We start from the raw sequence: 15,595 nt of genomic DNA on the forward strand, positions 1-15,595 counted from the left end.
TTCTTGGCAAATATTGGCGATCCTCCTTCCATGCACCGATAAAGCGTCTCTTGGCCGCACCAGGGAGGTCAATAATCCGGTCAGGGAGCAGATATGCCCGATACGCCCCGCTTTTTCCGTTATGCCGTTTTGGTTGCGATGTTCCCCGTCGCCGCCCTCGGGCTTGTGGGAACGCCAAATGAATATCGCGCCGTCGGTATCGAGGCTATCGATTGCGACGGCCCCCTATCGGTTCTTGTCGCTGCTATGCCGGCGTTTTTGGCCTATGCCGTCATCGGCTGGCTGTTTCTGTCTGGCGCCAGGCGCCATCGTTCGCTGATTTCCGGTGGCATTTGCGTGCTGGTATCCCTGGCGCTCACCTGGAACATCGGTCTTGCGCTTCAAGAACATCAACGAAACGCGGCTGAAATGGTCTGCGGTGGCAGTGGCAGGCTTTGACCTGCCCTGAGATCGTGGAACGCTTCCCTAGTCCCGGAACCGAAGGTTGCGGCGGGTCAACTGCTCGACAGTTGTGCAGCCCATCAGCTTCATGCCGCGCTCGATTTCGATACGCATTGTTTCCAAGGCCCTCTCGACCCCCGCCTGGCCTGCAGCGGCAAGCGGGAAAAGATAATAGCGGCCAAGCCCCACGGCTTTTGCCCCCAGAGACAGGGCTTTTAGTACATGGGTGCCACGCTGAATGCCGCCATCCATCATCACGTCAATCCGGTCACCGACCGCATCGACGATCTCGGCCAGCTGGTCGAAAGCGCTGCGGGAACCATCAAGCTGGCGGCCGCCATGATTGGAGAGCACGATGCCGCTGCAGCCGATCTCGACGGCACGCCGGGCGTCGTCCACCGACATGATGCCTTTCAGGCAAAAAGGTCCGCCCCATTCGCGCACCATCTGCTCCACGTCCTCCCAATTCATGGAAGGATCGAGCATTTCGGTGAAATAGCGGCTGATGGAGAGCGCTCCACCGTCCATCTTGATGTGATCGTCGAGTTGCGGCAGGCTGAAGCGCTCATGGGTCAGATAATTGATGCCCCATGCCGGCTTCATGGCAAATTGCGCAATGCCGGAAAGATTGAGCTTGAAGGGAATGGCAAAGCCGGTGCGCTTGTCGCGCTCGCGGTTTCCGCCGGTGATGCTGTCCACCGTCAGCATCATGGTTTCCACACCGGCGCTTTTTGCGCGCGCCATCATATCGCGGTTGAGGCCACGGTCCTTGTGGAAATAAAACTGATAGACCTGCGGCCCGCCGCTGATCCGGCGCGCTTCCTCCAGACTTGTGGTGCCTAGAGAGGACACGCCGAACATCGTGCCGAATTTGCCGGCCGCCGCAGCAACCGCCCGTTCTCCCTGATGGTGAAAGAGGCGCTGAAGTGCCGTCGGGGAACAATAGACCGGCATTGACAGCTTCTGCCCCATGACGGTGACAGACATATCCACATCGGCAACGCCGCGCAGCACGTCCGGAACCAGATCGCATTTTTCGAAGGCGGCCGTGTTTCGTCGATACGTCACCTCGTCATCGGCAGCGCCGTCGATGTAGTTGAAGATCGGTCCGGGAAGACGCTGTTTGGCCATGCGGCGAAAATCGTGGAAATTATAGCAGTCTTTGAGTTGCATCTGTTGCCCGACCGGTCAGCTTTGAAAGCTCGAAAAAGATCGAGTGAACCTATACCGGGTCTCAGGGGCGGGCAATTGCGTCCGGGGCGAATTTTGCAGTTCTCAGGCGGTTAGCGATCCCGGCGACCTAGGTCCTCGAGACGGCATGCAGCGCCTTGCCGGTATCAAGAAAGCTCGCAATGTTGGCGATTGTCGTGACCGCAATGTTTGTGAGTGCTTCCTGTGTGAAGAAACCCTGATGACCGGTTACCAGAACATTGGGAAAGGTCAACAACCGCGCGAAAACGTCATCGCGCAACACGTCATTGGACAGATCCTCGAAAAAGAGATCGGCTTCCTCCTCGTAGACGTCAATGCCGAGGGAACCGATTGTGCCGTCTTTCAATCCGGCAATCGCGGCCTGCGTGTCGATGATGGCGCCGCGGCTGGTATTGATGAGCATTACGCCCTTTTTCAGCAGCGGCAGCGTTTCGCTACGAATGAGATGGCGGGTCTCCGGTGTCAGCGGGCACATCAGTGTGAGTACGTCCGACGCGCGGAACAGCTCCTCTCGCGTGACATAGGTCATGCCCAGCGCCACGCAATCCGGATTCTGGCGGATATCGTGGCCGAGCAGACGGCAGCCGAAGCCGGCCGCGATACGCGTGAAGATCGCTCCGATCTTTCCCGTCCCCACAACACCAACCGTCTTCCCGTGAAGATCGAAGCCAAGCAGCCCGTCAAGTGCGAAATTTCCCTCGCGAACGCGATTATAGGCGCGGTGAATCTTGCGGTTGAGCGACAGGATGAGCGCCATGGTGTGTTCCGCCACCGCATAAGGCGAATAGGCCGGCACGCGCGCAATGGTGAGGCCGAGCTTTTCGGCGGCCTGAAGGTCCACCTGATTGAACCCGGCGCATCGCAGGGCGACAAGTCGCACACCCATTGCCGCAAGTTTCTCGAGCACCGGTCCGGACAGGTCGTCATTGACGAAGGCACAGATCGCCATCGCTCCCTCCGCCAACGCCACCGTTTCGGCAGACAGGCGCGCTTCGCAATATTGCATCTTCATGCCAGGGTGGGCGGCAGCGTCAAGGAACTGCCGGTCGTAGGGCTTGGCGCTGTAAACCACGATCCGCATCTGCTTCTCCAGTCTCCAAAAGAAAGCTGCCGTCACAGGGCGGTGCGTTCGGCAGATGGCTCAGCTGTGAAGGCCCGGGGCTTCCTGTCCGGTGCTTTCGACATATTCGGTGTACCCGCCACCATATTGATGGATACCATCGGGCGTCAGTTCCAGAACCCGGTTCGAAAGGGCGGCCAGGAAATGACGGTCATGCGAAACGAACAGCATCGTGCCTTCATAATCCGAGAGGGCCTTGATCAGCATTTCCTTGGTGTCGAGATCGAGATGGTTGGTTGGCTCATCCAGCACGAGGAAATTCGGCGGATCGAACAGCATGGCAGCCATGACGAGACGGGCCTTTTCACCGCCGGAAAGAACGCGGCAACGTTTTTCCACGTCGTCGCCGGAAAAACCGAAACAGCCGGCAAGGGCGCGCAACGGTGCCTGCCCCGCCTTTGGAAAGCGCTCTTCCAGCCATTCCAGGATGGTGCTGTCACCGTCAAGAACATCCATGGCGTGCTGGGCGAAGTAACCGAGCTTGACGCTGGCGCCGAGGGTAACCTTGCCGGAATCCGGTTCCGCCGTGCCGGTCACGAGCTTCAACAGCGTTGATTTTCCTGCACCATTGACGCCCATGATGCACCAGCGTTCCTTGCGCCGCACCATGAAGTCGAGATCGCCATAAATGGTGCGGCTGCCATAGGCCTTGTTCACCTTCTTCAGCGCCACGACATCCTCACCCGAGCGGGGCGCCGGCGCGAATTCGAAAGCAACAGTCTGGCGCCGGCGTGGCGGCTCGACGCGATCAATCTTGTCGAGTTTTTTCACGCGGCTCTGCACCTGCGCGGCATGCGAGGCGCGCGCCTTGAAACGTTCGATGAACTTGATTTCCTTGGCGAGCATGGCCTGCTGGCGTTCAAACTGTGCCTGCTGCTGCTTTTCATTCTGCGCGCGCTGCTGTTCGTAAAAGCCGTAGTCGCCGGAATAGGTGGTGAGACTGCCGCCGTCGATTTCGATGATCTTGGTCACGATGCGGTTCATGAATTCCCGGTCGTGCGAGGTCATCAGCAGCGCGCCGTCATAATTCTTCAGGAAATCCTCAAGCCAGATCAGGCTTTCAAGATCGAGATGGTTGGAGGGTTCGTCGAGCAGCATCACGTCCGGCCGCATCAAAAGGATGCGGGCAAGCGCGACGCGCATCTTCCAGCCGCCGGAAAGCTTGGAAACATCGCCGTCCATCATCTCCTGGCTGAAGCTCAACCCGTCCAGCACCTCACGCGCACGGCCTTCCAGCGCGTAACCATCAAGCTCTTCGTACCGCGCCTGCACTTCGCCGTAACGTTCGATGATGGCGTCCATCTCGTCCATCCGGTCGGGATCGGACATGGCGGCTTCCAGTTCCCGAAGCTCCGCCGCGACCTCGCTGACCGGGCCTGCACCCTCCATAACCTCGGCCACGGCCGAGCGGCCGGACATTTCACCGACATCCTGATCGAAATAGCCGACCGTCATGCCCTTCTCGACGACGACCTGACCCTCGTCCGGCTGCTCCTCGCCGGTGATCATCCGGAAAAGCGTGGTCTTGCCGGCACCGTTCGGACCGACAAGGCCGATCTTCTCACCGCGATTGAGCGCGGCGGAGGCCTCGATATAGAGAATGCGGTGACTGTTCGACTTGCTGATGTTTTCGATGCGGATCATGACAGGGCCTGTGAATGGGAGCGGCCCTCCTATGCCACGGGCCGCCGCCGCTGTCACCTGCCGCACATGTTCTGTCAGCCATGCAGCGGAGAAGGCGCTCCGGCGCGGCGGCGCCGGAAGCGGATCAGTTGGTGAGCGTGGCTATGCTGCCTGCAGCCTTGCGGGCGATTTCGCCAAAGGCTGTTACGATCTGCTCCATGTTTTCAGGGGCGTAATAATTGTCAGCGCTCGATGCGCAATATTGCAGCAGCGCCTTGCCCTTGTCCGGCGCCATGAAGGCGACGCTGAAAATCTTGATTCCATCTTTCTTGGCAGTCTCGCAGGTGGTGCGCACCGACTGGTCGATGCTGGAATTCCACGAGGCGCTGTTTCCCGTCATTTCGCCATCGGTCATCAGAACAATATAGCGCTCGAAGGATTCGTTCCCCTGCGTTTTATGTGCCTTCGCTTCGTCGGGATTGGCTTTCTTGAGTGCGTTATAGGCGGCGTTCAGGCTGCTGCGGGCGTCCGTGCCGCCGGTGGGAAATTCCGGAATCTGTTTGTCCACATAGCTGACAACACTGCTCGTGCCCCAGCTAAGGGGCTGGGCGGCATAGGTCTCGTGCGTATAGACCGAGGCACCTGTCCGCACCAGTTGCGAACTGCCGTTGGCAGTGTAGGTCGGGTCGGCCTTGTTCAATGTGGCGACGAGAAATCCGACCGCGGTTTTGAGCGACGTGGCCTTGTTGACATAGCAGGGGCTGGACGTAACCTGCGCTTCGCTCTTGCCCCAGTTGCTGGCGGTATAGTTCGGGCACGACTTTTTTGCGGCATTGACGGTATCCGTCTTGAACGACATCGAGCCGGAACGATCAAGCGCCAGATACATGGAGATCGGAGCACCCTTGTTGACGGTGCTCTTTGCGGTGCCGGTTACCGAAAGATCGAGTGTTTTTGCGCCAATGAACCCGAGCAGCGGATTGAGCTGAACCTGGTGGTTGATCGTGGTTTCGATCGTGTAGGTCTTGCCGCGGGCATTTTCCGTCGTCGTGATGCTGGTTGGAGAATTCTCCTCCAGTTTCTTCTTTTCTTCTTCGGTCAGGCTTTTTTCCATCTGCGCGGCAATGAAGCCCTTGGCGATTTCCTTGATCTGCTCATCCGTCAGATCGCCCTTTTTCAGCCGCGCCTCGGTTGCCGCCGCAAGGGCGGCTGAATCCGCAGTGTTCTGCATGTCCGCTTTCACCTGCATCACATTCGCCAACTCCATGCCGGCACCGGCAAAACCGAGCAAGACAGGCAGCAGGATTGCCGTCATGATGCCGAAATTGCCGCTCTTATCGGTCAGGAAACGGCGCTTCAATTTGTCAGGTGCGGAGGCGGTCATAGGGGGGCTCACCGATTAGAATATTCGACTGAGCGCAGGAAACCCGCAAACGATGTAAAATCCGCTAAGGTGATCGGTTCAATTTTACGCAGTGGTCAAATTGACGCAGCTTTCAAAGTATTTTCAAGAATTGTCGTCGCGAAGGTCTGGAATAATACAAGTTGTGTCATTGCTGGATGGGGATCACGTCGACCGCCTGTTTTATCTGCTGATTGCCGTAGCTCTTCAATACCCCGATAACGGGGGCGACATCGGAATAATCCCTGCCATAACCGACGACGATATGGTCGCTCCCCGCCACGATGTCGTTGGTGGGATCGAGCTCCAGATAACCGGCAGCCTCGCCGCACCAGATGCGCACCCAGGCGTGCATTGCGTCGGCGCCTTCAAGCCGTTCCTTGCCGGGCGGAGGAATGGTACGCAGGAAACCGCTGACATAACCGGCGGGAATGCCGAGGCTGCGCAAGGCCATGATCATGATATGCGAAAAATCCTGGCACACGCCGCGCTTTAGTTTGAAGGCTTCCGCAGGTGTCGTATCAACGGTCGTCGCCTCGCCGTCATAGGTGAAGTCCTTATGGATCCGTTTGCACAGAGAGAGCGCAATTTCGCGAATGGTCATTCCGGGCTTCAGCACTTCCCGGGCATAGGCGGATATCGCCGTGTCCATTCCGATCCTTGGACTAGCGCCGATAAAGTGGTGCGGTGACTGGAAATCGAGCGACCACACACCGGCGAGGTCCTGCGGCAGGCGGGAAAGCTCGGGCGAAAAATCCGCCGTCAATGCCGGGGCTTCCACCATCACCCGCGCCTGCATGCGAATATCGAGCTTTTCATGCGGTGCGCGCAGATGCACCGATGTTGCCGAGAGATGAAAGAAATCCTCGAAGACGGCCCGTTCTTCCGGCGTCGGCGAAACGTCGATGGAGCCGGCGACGAGCCGCTGTCGACCCGGGATGGAGAGCGGCAGGACGCGGATGATGTGGCGTGCGCCATGTGCCGGCGTGTCGTAGGTGTAACCCATATGCAGGGAAAGATCATAGAGCATAGGATTATCCGAGATAGGTCCGGGCCAGAACATCGGAAAGATGCTCCATGTCGGTTTCGAGCTGGCGGTAGATCGCGCCATTCATGTTTTCCGGCGTCATGACCGCCAACCCGGAATGCAGACGCATCGTCTCGCGGTAGAAGGGCGACATCTGGCCGTTGACGAAGGCGTTTGGAAGCTGCTCCACCTCGGTGCGGATCTCGTTCAGCTGAAACAGGATCGAGCGGGGATTGAGCGGGTCGAGTGCCAGAAGATCGGTCACGGTCAGACCTGCCGTATTGACGTTATACCGCCGGCGATGGGTCATGACGCTGTCGCCGATTTCAAGCAGCATGTCATAGGATCCATCTGGCGCGTCCGGGCCGGTCATATGGCCGAGAAGACGCGTCATATGCAGTCCGCGTTCGAGATAACGGCCGATCGACAGGAAACGCCAGCCGGTAAAGCGATACATGTTTTCGTGCACCAGGCCGGCAAAGCCCGCAAGCTTGCGCAAGAGGACCGTCATGGCATGGGTCGCGTCGTCGCCGGGAGCCACTTTCGCGTGGAAACGGCGGGCCGTCTTGGCAAGGTCGTTCAGCGCCAGCCATCCGTCCGGTGAAAAGCGGTCACGAATGTTGCTGGCGGAATAAAGCGCGCTGTTGATGTTGGTAAGCAGGCTTTCCGGCACGGCATCGTTCATCTCCACATCAAGCGCTTCGAGATACCGCGTGACATGCGCGAGCAGCGGCTGGCGCGGATCAGCGGATTCGGCATAACGCCCATGCCAGGCGCGAAGGATGCGCAAGGCGCCTTCAGAGCGCTCGATATAACGACCCAGCCAGAAGAGATTGTCGGCCGCGCGGCTTGGCAGGCTGCCCGGCATGTTGCGGGTGAAGCTCTCTTCCGCCGGCAGAAGCGTGGTGCGCTCCACCGGTCTGTCGCTGACGATCCAGACATCAGCCGCGCTTCCGCCCGATTGCATGGCGATGGCGGACACGTCGTCACCGCTGCCTATCCGGGCAAAGCCACCCGGCATGATCTGCCAGCCATCCTGGGTACGGGCGGCAAATACACGAAGGCTCATCGGGCGCGGCACGAGCTTGTTGTCGACGTAGGCCGGGGTGGTTGAAAGCTTCACCACTTCCTGGCCCACCAGCCTGTGGCCATCGGAGGCAAGCCAGTCGCTGATCGATTCCTTTGCAGTTTCTCTCAGGGAAGAGCCGAGCACGGACTGGCCGTTATCGTCGAAGAATGGAAGCCGGGAATAGGCCGGGCCAATGACCATGCCTTCGATATTGCCGGCGACGTGACGGCGTTCAGCCTCCTGTCCGCACCACCAGGTGGCGATGGACGGCAATTTCAGTTCTTCGCCGAGAATGTGGCGGCAGATGCGCGGCATGAAGGCAAGCAGCGCCCGCGTTTCCAGAATTCCGCTGCCGAGCGCGTTGACGATGGTGAGCGCTTCATTGCGCAATGCCTGTACCATGCCCGGCGTGCCGATATGGGATTGCTGGTTGAGCTCCAGCGGATCGGAATAGGATGCGTCGAGACGCCGCCAGAGGACGCCGATCGGCTTCAACCCGGCAACCGTTCTGACCATGACGCGGCCATTGACAACGGTCAGGTCTTCGCCCTCCAGCAGCATGAAGCCAAGATAACGGGCGATATAGGCGTGTTCGAAATAGGTCTCGTTGGCCGGGCCGGGTGTTAACACGGCGATCCGGTCGTCAGGGTGTTTTCTTTGCGCCTGCAGCGTGTCGCGGAAAGCACCAAAAAACGAGGCCAGACGGTGAACATGGGTTTCGGCATAGATGTCGGAGAGCGCACGCGTGGTCGCTACCCGGTTTTCGAGCGCGAAACCCGCACCGGAGGGCGCCTGCGTCCTGTCGGCCAGCACCCACCAGTTGCCATCTGGCCCACGCCCGATCTCGAAGGAACAGAAGTGCAGGTAATGACCGCTTGCCGGCTTTACGCCGACCATGGGGCGCAGATATTCGGGATTCGAGGCAATCAGCGCCGGCGGCACATAACCTTCCTTCACCAGTCGGTTTTCGCCGTAAAAATCGGCGACCATGGCTTCCAGAAGATTGGCGCGCTGCTTCAACCCCTCGGCAAGAACCGTCCATTCCCGGTCGTCGATCAGCACCGGAATATGGGAGATCGGCCAGTTTCTTTCGCTGCTGCCCTTGCCGTAATCGCGGTAGAACACGCCGGCATCGCGCAGATAGCGGTCAGTGCGGGCAAAACGCTCATGCAGCTCCCGCTCAGACATGCGCGAGAGGGCCTCGAGCAGGGTCTTCCAGACCGGTCTCACCGCGCCGTTGTTATCGAGCATTTCGTCGGCAACGCCAGGCAAGGGCGAATATTCAAGCCCGCTTGGTCGCGCGCTCGTTTCCGTCTTGCGTTCCGTTGCCGGGGCTTTAGACAATTTATACTCCGTAAGGCCGGCGCAGATCGAGCGTCAGCGGAAATTCTGGCGACACGGTTTCCGCCCGAAGCGGATATTGCCCTGCCGTATGCCCCCATGGTTCGAAACGGGCGAGGCGGCGTGCCTCCGCCTCATTGCCGTTGACGGGAAATGTCTCGTAATTGCGCCCGCCTGGATGAGCAACATGATAGATGCATCCGCCGATCGATCGCCTCGACCATGTATCATAAATGTCAAAGGTCAAGGGTGAATTGACGGGCAGCACGGGATGCAGGCCGGAAGCGGGCTGCCATGCCTTGAAGCGGACGCCGGCAACCGCGACGCTGCGGTTTTCCGTCGGAGTCAGCGGAACGGCGCGGCCGTTGCAGGCCACCGCGTAGCGGGCGGGATTGGACGTTTCGAGCCGCACCTGCAGGCGCTCGACGGAGCTGTCGACATAACGCACGGTGCCGCCGATGGCGCCCTGTTCGCCCATCACATGCCAGGGTTCCAGCGCCTGGCGCAATTCCAGCTTTGATCCTTCATATTCCACCTCCCCGAAAAAGGGGAAACGGAATTCCTGCTGGGCGGTGAACCATTCGGGCTTCAGGTCGAAACCGTTTTCCCTGAGGTCTGCAAGCACATCCAGGAAATCCGCCCAGATATAATGCGGTAGCATGAAACGATCGGCGAGTGCCGTGCCCCAGCGCACGAATTTGCCGACGGCCGGGTTTTTCCAGAAACGCGCAATGAGAGCACGCACCAGCAACTGCTGGGCAAGCGACATGCGCGCATTCGGCGGCATTTCGAAACCGCGAAATTCCACCAGCCCGAGGCGGCCGGTCGGTCCATCAGGCGAAAACAGCTTGTCGATGCATATTTCGGCGCGGTGGGTATTGCCCGTTACATCCGTCAGAAGATTGCGGAACAGGCGGTCAACCAGCCATGGCAAGGGCGGAACGCCTTCACCGGGCAGCGGCACCTGCGCAAGCGCGATCTCCAGTTCGTAGAGACTGTCGTGGCGGGCTTCGTCGATACGTGGCGCCTGGCTCGTCGGGCCGATGAAGAGCCCTGAGAAGAGATAGGAAAGCGAGGGGTGCCGCTGCCAGTGCAGCACGAGACTTTTCAGAAGATCGGGTCGGCGCAGGAATGGGCTGTCATTGGGATTGGCGCCGCCCACCACCACATGGTTGCCGCCGCCGGTGCCGGTATGACGGCCATCGATCATGAATTTGTCGGCACCGAGACGTGACTGGCGCGCCTCTTCGTAGACTGCGGTGGTAATGTCGACACAGTCCTTCCAGCTTGAAGCGGGGTGGATGTTGACCTCTATGACACCAGGATCGGGCGCGACGCGGATTACATTGATACGCTCATCATGCGGCGGCGCATAACCCTCTATGTGGACTGGCAGTCCAAGATCGGCCGCTGCCGCCTCCGCTGCTGCAATCAGCTCGAGATAGTCCTCGATGCGTTCCACTGGCGGCATGAAGACGCAGAGCCTGCCATCACGCGGTTCCACCGACATGGCGGTGCGCACCGCGCCGCCGATTTCGCCGATCGTCTGCTCTACGCGTTCCTGCCCCGCGGCTTCGCTGGCATGGAAAGAAGCTTCGGGCAAGGCGCGGCCCGATGGCGTGAAGACGTCGGGAAGCGGACCGCGAGGGATCGAGGGGTCTGCCTCGTGAATATAGGGATAGGCGGATGGCGGCACATAGGGCAGGGTGCCCAGTGGCAGGCGGTAACCCACCGGGCTGTCACCCGGAACGAGGAATATTTTACCGCGCCGCGTCTTCCATTTTTCGCTGATCCAGCGCTTGCCGGCGGCGCGCGCATTCCACGCCTGAACGGGAAGAATATAGCCGGTCGGTGTCGTCAGTCCCCGCTCGAAGACGCGGGCTATGCGGTTTCGCTCCTCCGGGTCCTTCAGCTTGGAATTTGACGGGTCAACATTGTCGGGAAGGCTTCCTTCCTTGATGATCCATTCCGCCGGATCCTCATAGGCCGGCAGCACCAGCTCCCGTTCGATGCCGAGATGGGAGGCGATGCCGCCCAGCAGTTTCTGCGCGTCTTCCGCCTTTGCGCCGGTATTCGCGCCCTCCTCGGCGATAAGCGCCGGGTTCTGCCAGATCGGCAGGCCATCCTTGCGCCAATAGAGCGAGAACGTCCAGCGCGGCAGGCTTTCGCCCGGATACCATTTTCCCTGGCCGTAATGCAAAAACCCACCCGGTGCGAAACGCTCGCGCAGGCGGCGGATCAGAAGGTCGGCCTTTTCGCGCTTTGTTGGCCCCACCGCACCGGTGTTCCACTCATCGGATTCGAAATCGTCGATGGAAACGAAGGTCGGTTCGCCGCCCATGGTCAACCGGACATCATGGGTATTCAGAACCTCATCGACCTCCTGGCCGAGCGCATTGAGTTCGTCCCAGCTTTCGTCCGAAAAAGGCTTGGTGATGCGCGGCGTCTCGGCAACCCGCCGGACCTGCATGTCGAAGGCGAATTCCGTGTTGGCATGGCCGTAATAGCCGCCAGAAATAGGCGCGGCGTTGCGGTAATGCGGTGTTGCCGCCAAAGGAATATGGCTCTCGCCGGTCAATAGACCGGACGTGGGGTCGAGGCCGATCCAGCCCGCACCCGGCATATAAACCTCGGCCCATGCGTGCAGATCGGTGAAGTCCACCTCGGTGCCGGATGGGCCGTCCAGCGCCTTGAGGTCCGGTGTCAACTGGATGAGATATCCCGACACGAAACGGGCAGCGAGGCCAAGATGCCTCAGGACCTGCACGAGCAGCCAGCTGGTATCGCGGCAGGACCCCTTGCCGGAAGTAAGCGTCTCCTCAGGTGTCTGGACGCCGGGTTCCATGCGGATGACGTAACCGATCTCCTGCTGCAGGCGGGCGTTGAGGCCGACGACCATGTCCACCGTCTGTTGACCTGGAGTGCGGTCGACAGTGGCCATGAAGGCGGCGAGCAGAGGACCGGTCGGTTCCGGCTTCATGTAGATGGAGAGATCGTCGCGCAGTTCCTGCGGATAGTCGAAGGGCCACTTTGTCGCCTCTTCCTCCACAAAGAAATCGAACGGATTATAAACCGTCATATCGGCGACAAGATCGACCTCGATCTTGAATTCGCTCACCGGTTCCGGAAAAACGAAGCGGGCAAGGTAATTACCGTAGGGATCCTGCTGAAGGTTCACGAAGTGATTGGAGGGTGAAACCTTGAGAGAATGGCTGATGACGCTGGTTCTGGAATGTGAGGCGGGCTTCAGTCTGATGATCTGTGGTCCAAGGCGAACCGGATTGTCGTATTTATAATGCGTCAGATGATAGATGCTCGCTTTGATCGCCATTAATCTGCCTTGCCCGGTTTTCCGGCTTATGCGGTTTGTCCGCCCCTCTGAAATTACTCGGATTTTGTGCAATGCAGGAAAAGAAAGCAAGGATCATTTCCTGGGGCAATCGCATTGTTGGTCGAAGCCGCTTCATTTGCCTGCACGAAGAATTGCGCGGGCTTTCAGGTTGTCGCCGCGGAGATTTCGCCGGCATTGTGGACATGGTCGAACGGCGTGTTATTGCTTGGCATCGAAAGGCGCAGAATCGCGACCGGCTTTCTTTGCCCACTGACGTTTCGGAATGGATGAATGGCAACATCGGTAAGCGACGATCAGCGCAAGGGCGCGGCTAACCTTTCGGGCTTCGATCTCGATTTTCCGGCTCAGCTGCGCGTGATGGGGCGCGCCTTCTGGACATCGCCGGTGCGCAACCGTCTGATCTTGCTGTCGATGGCCCTTCTCACGGTGATATTGCTGACGGCCTACGGGCAGATCAGGCTCAATGAATGGAATGCGCCGTTTTATAACGCGCTGGAACGGCGCGATCTCGACGCCTTCCTTCATCAGCTCGAGGTTTTCGCGGTCATCGCCGGGCTGTTGCTGCTCCTCAACGTCATTCAGACCTGGCTCAACCAGATGACGGCGCTTAACATGCGCGAGGGTCTTGCCAAGGATATGGTGGACCAGTGGCTGAAGCCGGGTCGCGCCGCCCGCCTCGCCAGTTTCGGCACGATAGCCATCAATCCGGACCAGCGGCTCCATGACGATGTCCGCAACCTCGCCGAAAGCAGTACGGCGCTTTCGATCGGTCTTGTGAACGCGACGATCCTGCTTGTCAGCTTCATCGGTGTCCTCTGGTCGCTCTCGGCGGGCTTTGCCATTACCATCAGCGGCGATACCTATGCTATCCCCGGCTATATGGTCTGGGCGGCAATCCTTTATGCCGGTTCCGCTTCCCTGCTCAGCAACCTCGTCGGTTATCGGCTGGTGGGGCTGAACGCGGAGCGTTATTCCAAAGAGGCTGAGCTTCGCTTTTCGTTAATGCGGGCGAGCGAAAATCTTGCCGCCATTGCCCTTGCGCGCGGCGAAAAAAATGAGAGGCGGCGGATTGGCGTCGATATCGATGCCGTCCTCGGTGTCATCCGGGGACTCGCCATGGCGCTGACACATCTGACCTGGGTCTCGGCGGGATATGGCTGGCTCGCGGTGGTGGCGCCGATCCTGATCGCGGCTCCGGTCTATTTTTCCGGCAATCTCACTTTCGGCGGGCTGATGATGGCGGTCGGCGCCTTCAATCAGGTGAATACGGCGCTACGCTGGTATATCGACAATTTCGGGCCGATCGCCAGCTGGAAGGCGACGTTGCAGCGTGTCTCCGTGTTCCGGAACGCTTTGATCCAGATGGACAGCGTGGAACAGCACGGCCTGACGATCGATCTGCAACGCAGTGCGGAAAATGACAGAATCCGTCTTCAGTCGGTTACGATCTGCCGCGATGCGGGCGGGCAGGATATTGAACGCGGGTTCATGCTGCATGAGGCGGATGTCGAGGTCGGGCCGGGCGAACGGCTGATGATCAATGGCGAGCAGGGTGTGAACCGGCGGCTTTTGTTCGCAGCTATGGCGGGGCTGTGGCCCTGGGGCCAGGGCAGGATAGAGATGCCGGATCAAACCGACACGCTTTTCATTGCTCAGCACGGTTATCTACCGGCAGGAACGCTGCGCGAAATCATGGCTTATCCGCGTGCACCCCAGCGCTTTGCGGATGAGGACTATGTTTCGGCGCTCGCCGCATCGGGTCTCGGCGAGATGGCCTCTCGTCTTGATGAAAACATCCGTTGGGACAAAAAACTGGATTCGGACGAACAGGCCAGCATCCGGGTTGCCAATGCGCTGTTGCTGAAACCGAAATTCATCGTCATTGACGATCTGCTGGAAGGCTTGGAAAAACAGACGCAGGACACGCTGGCCGGGGTTTTGAGCGGGATCGAGGGCGCGGCGATTGTTTATATCGGCCGGTCCGAGACTTTTCTGTCGATTCTTTCTCCGGCGGTCGCCCATCTAGACCACGTCTCCCAGAAGGACGGGACGGACAGGCGCGATGGCGGCGCCCCGCAATAGCTCAATGGTCGTGCTGCCGGGTGTGCCGATCGAGGCGTATCACAGCCGCAAATGCCATTTTTCAGAGTTGAGCCGCTGTTGTTTGGCGATACTTATGGTGTGGTTCGGCTCCACCTGTGAGCGGAAAGCCAGTGTACCTGTTGCCAGGCTGATGGCGACAACGCTAGCGACCGCCAGAACTATACGATCGTAACGCTGCTGTATCGTGTTGTTTCCACTCCAGTCATAGGCCATTTGTACGCCCCCGCGCTTTTTTGGAATCGTGCCCCATCATGGTTAACCGAAGCTTACGATGACCCTGTGATTCCTTGCGGTTTTGGAAGGGCTGCCGCGACAAATCGGCTATTGGCGGAAGGGGTGCGGTTGTTTAAGTCCGGCAGCGGGAGGTTTGTGAAAGGAATTTGACAGATGGATCAGCAGCCGCCCGCCGATATGGAACTGACGCTCAGAACGCTTGCCATGCCTGCCGATGCCAATCCGGCCGGCGATATTTTCGGCGGCTGGGTCATGTCGCAGATGGACCTTGCCGCTTTCGTCCGCGCCAATGATGTGGCCGGGGGCCGAACCGTCACCGTCGCAGTCAACGAGATCGTCTTCAAGAAGCCGGTCAAGATCGGTGATACATTGTGCGTCTATACCCGCATCGAAAAGATTGGCCGCACCTCCGTCACGCTCAAGATCGAAGCCTGGACGCGCCGGCACTATCGGGATTCGCGTGAAAAGGTGACGGAGGCCGTCTTCATCATGGTCGCCGTCGATGAGAACGGTGAGCCGCGCCCGGTTCGGAAAGACGTATGAGGCGTTGATTTTCCTTCCGGATGCTGTCCGGAACGCATCGTGGAGAGACCGGCAGCGCAAGCGCCTTGGCCTTTCCGCGACCCCCATATTTCGGAAATACCGAATTTATTTATCAATTTTTGCGATCA

General features: G+C 59.3%; 12 protein-coding genes. 4 read left to right on the top strand and 8 right to left on the bottom strand.

Annotated features, from left to right (window positions below; genetic code table 11):
• Positions 1-93: 93 nt before the first annotated feature.
• On the top strand, positions 94-438 hold the full coding sequence (locus tag EYD00_RS18795) for a hypothetical protein (RefSeq protein WP_022563313.1): 345 nt from the start codon (positions 94-96) through the stop codon (positions 436-438).
• A 27-nt stretch (positions 439-465) separates the two neighbouring features.
• Here EYD00_RS18795 and EYD00_RS18800 read toward each other — a convergent pair whose 3' ends face one another.
• The 7 genes from EYD00_RS18800 to EYD00_RS18830 all read right to left on the bottom strand — a co-directional run bounded on the left by EYD00_RS18800 (position 466) and on the right by EYD00_RS18830 (position 12,566).
• Positions 466-1,614, bottom strand: coding sequence for an alpha-hydroxy acid oxidase (locus tag EYD00_RS18800; RefSeq protein ID WP_022563314.1), 1,149 nt, complete (start codon positions 1,612-1,614; stop codon positions 466-468).
• A 127-nt stretch (positions 1,615-1,741) separates the two neighbouring features.
• Positions 1,742-2,734: a 2-hydroxyacid dehydrogenase gene (locus EYD00_RS18805; RefSeq protein WP_022563315.1), complete on the bottom strand. Its 993-nt coding sequence runs from the start codon at positions 2,732-2,734 to the stop codon at positions 1,742-1,744.
• Between the two features lie 60 nt (positions 2,735-2,794).
• Positions 2,795-4,417: an ABC-F family ATP-binding cassette domain-containing protein gene (locus EYD00_RS18810; protein ID WP_022563316.1), complete on the bottom strand. Its 1,623-nt coding sequence runs from the start codon at positions 4,415-4,417 to the stop codon at positions 2,795-2,797.
• 124 nt (positions 4,418-4,541) lie between these two features.
• On the bottom strand, positions 4,542-5,780 hold the full coding sequence (locus EYD00_RS18815) for a vWA domain-containing protein (protein ID WP_022563317.1): 1,239 nt from the start codon (positions 5,778-5,780) through the stop codon (positions 4,542-4,544).
• Positions 5,781-5,946: 166 nt separating this feature from the next.
• Entirely contained in the window at positions 5,947-6,828 is an 882-nt protein-coding gene (locus EYD00_RS18820) for a transglutaminase family protein (protein ID WP_034500307.1), read from the bottom strand.
• 4 nt (positions 6,829-6,832) lie between these two features.
• A complete protein-coding gene (locus EYD00_RS18825) occupies positions 6,833-9,238 on the bottom strand; it encodes a circularly permuted type 2 ATP-grasp protein (RefSeq protein ID WP_022563319.1) in 2,406 nt (801 codons plus the stop codon).
• 1 nt (position 9,239) lies between these two features.
• Positions 9,240-12,566 (bottom strand): transglutaminase family protein, encoded by a 3,327-nt coding sequence (locus EYD00_RS18830; protein ID WP_022563320.1) that lies wholly within the window; start codon positions 12,564-12,566, stop codon positions 9,240-9,242.
• Positions 12,567-12,637: 71 nt separating this feature from the next.
• On the opposite strand from EYD00_RS18830, the gene EYD00_RS25975 reads away from it, so the two are divergent.
• Both EYD00_RS25975 and EYD00_RS18840 read left to right on the top strand, forming a co-directional pair.
• Positions 12,638-12,901, top strand: a complete 264-nt coding sequence (locus EYD00_RS25975; protein ID WP_034500309.1) for a hypothetical protein — start codon at positions 12,638-12,640, stop codon at positions 12,899-12,901.
• Positions 12,858-14,669 carry an ABC transporter ATP-binding protein/permease gene (locus EYD00_RS18840; protein ID WP_022563321.1) on the top strand — a complete coding sequence of 604 codons (1,812 nt, stop codon included), beginning with the start codon at positions 12,858-12,860 and terminating at the stop codon, positions 14,667-14,669. Before EYD00_RS25975 ends, EYD00_RS18840 begins: the two co-directional genes overlap by 44 nt.
• A 39-nt stretch (positions 14,670-14,708) precedes the next feature.
• Here EYD00_RS18840 and EYD00_RS18845 read toward each other — a convergent pair whose 3' ends face one another.
• A complete protein-coding gene (locus EYD00_RS18845; protein ID WP_022563322.1) occupies positions 14,709-14,903 on the bottom strand; it encodes a hypothetical protein in 195 nt (64 codons plus the stop codon).
• Positions 14,904-15,077: 174 nt separating this feature from the next.
• Between EYD00_RS18845 and EYD00_RS18850 the strand changes: the two genes are divergently transcribed.
• On the top strand, positions 15,078-15,467 hold the full coding sequence (locus EYD00_RS18850; protein ID WP_004437343.1) for an acyl-CoA thioesterase: 390 nt from the start codon (positions 15,078-15,080) through the stop codon (positions 15,465-15,467).
• The last annotated feature ends 128 nt before the right edge of the window (positions 15,468-15,595 follow it).

Origin of the sequence: Agrobacterium sp. 33MFTa1.1 (genome assembly GCF_004328495.1) — a bacterium.
Classification (GTDB): Bacteria; Pseudomonadota; Alphaproteobacteria; order Rhizobiales; family Rhizobiaceae; genus Agrobacterium; species Agrobacterium pusense.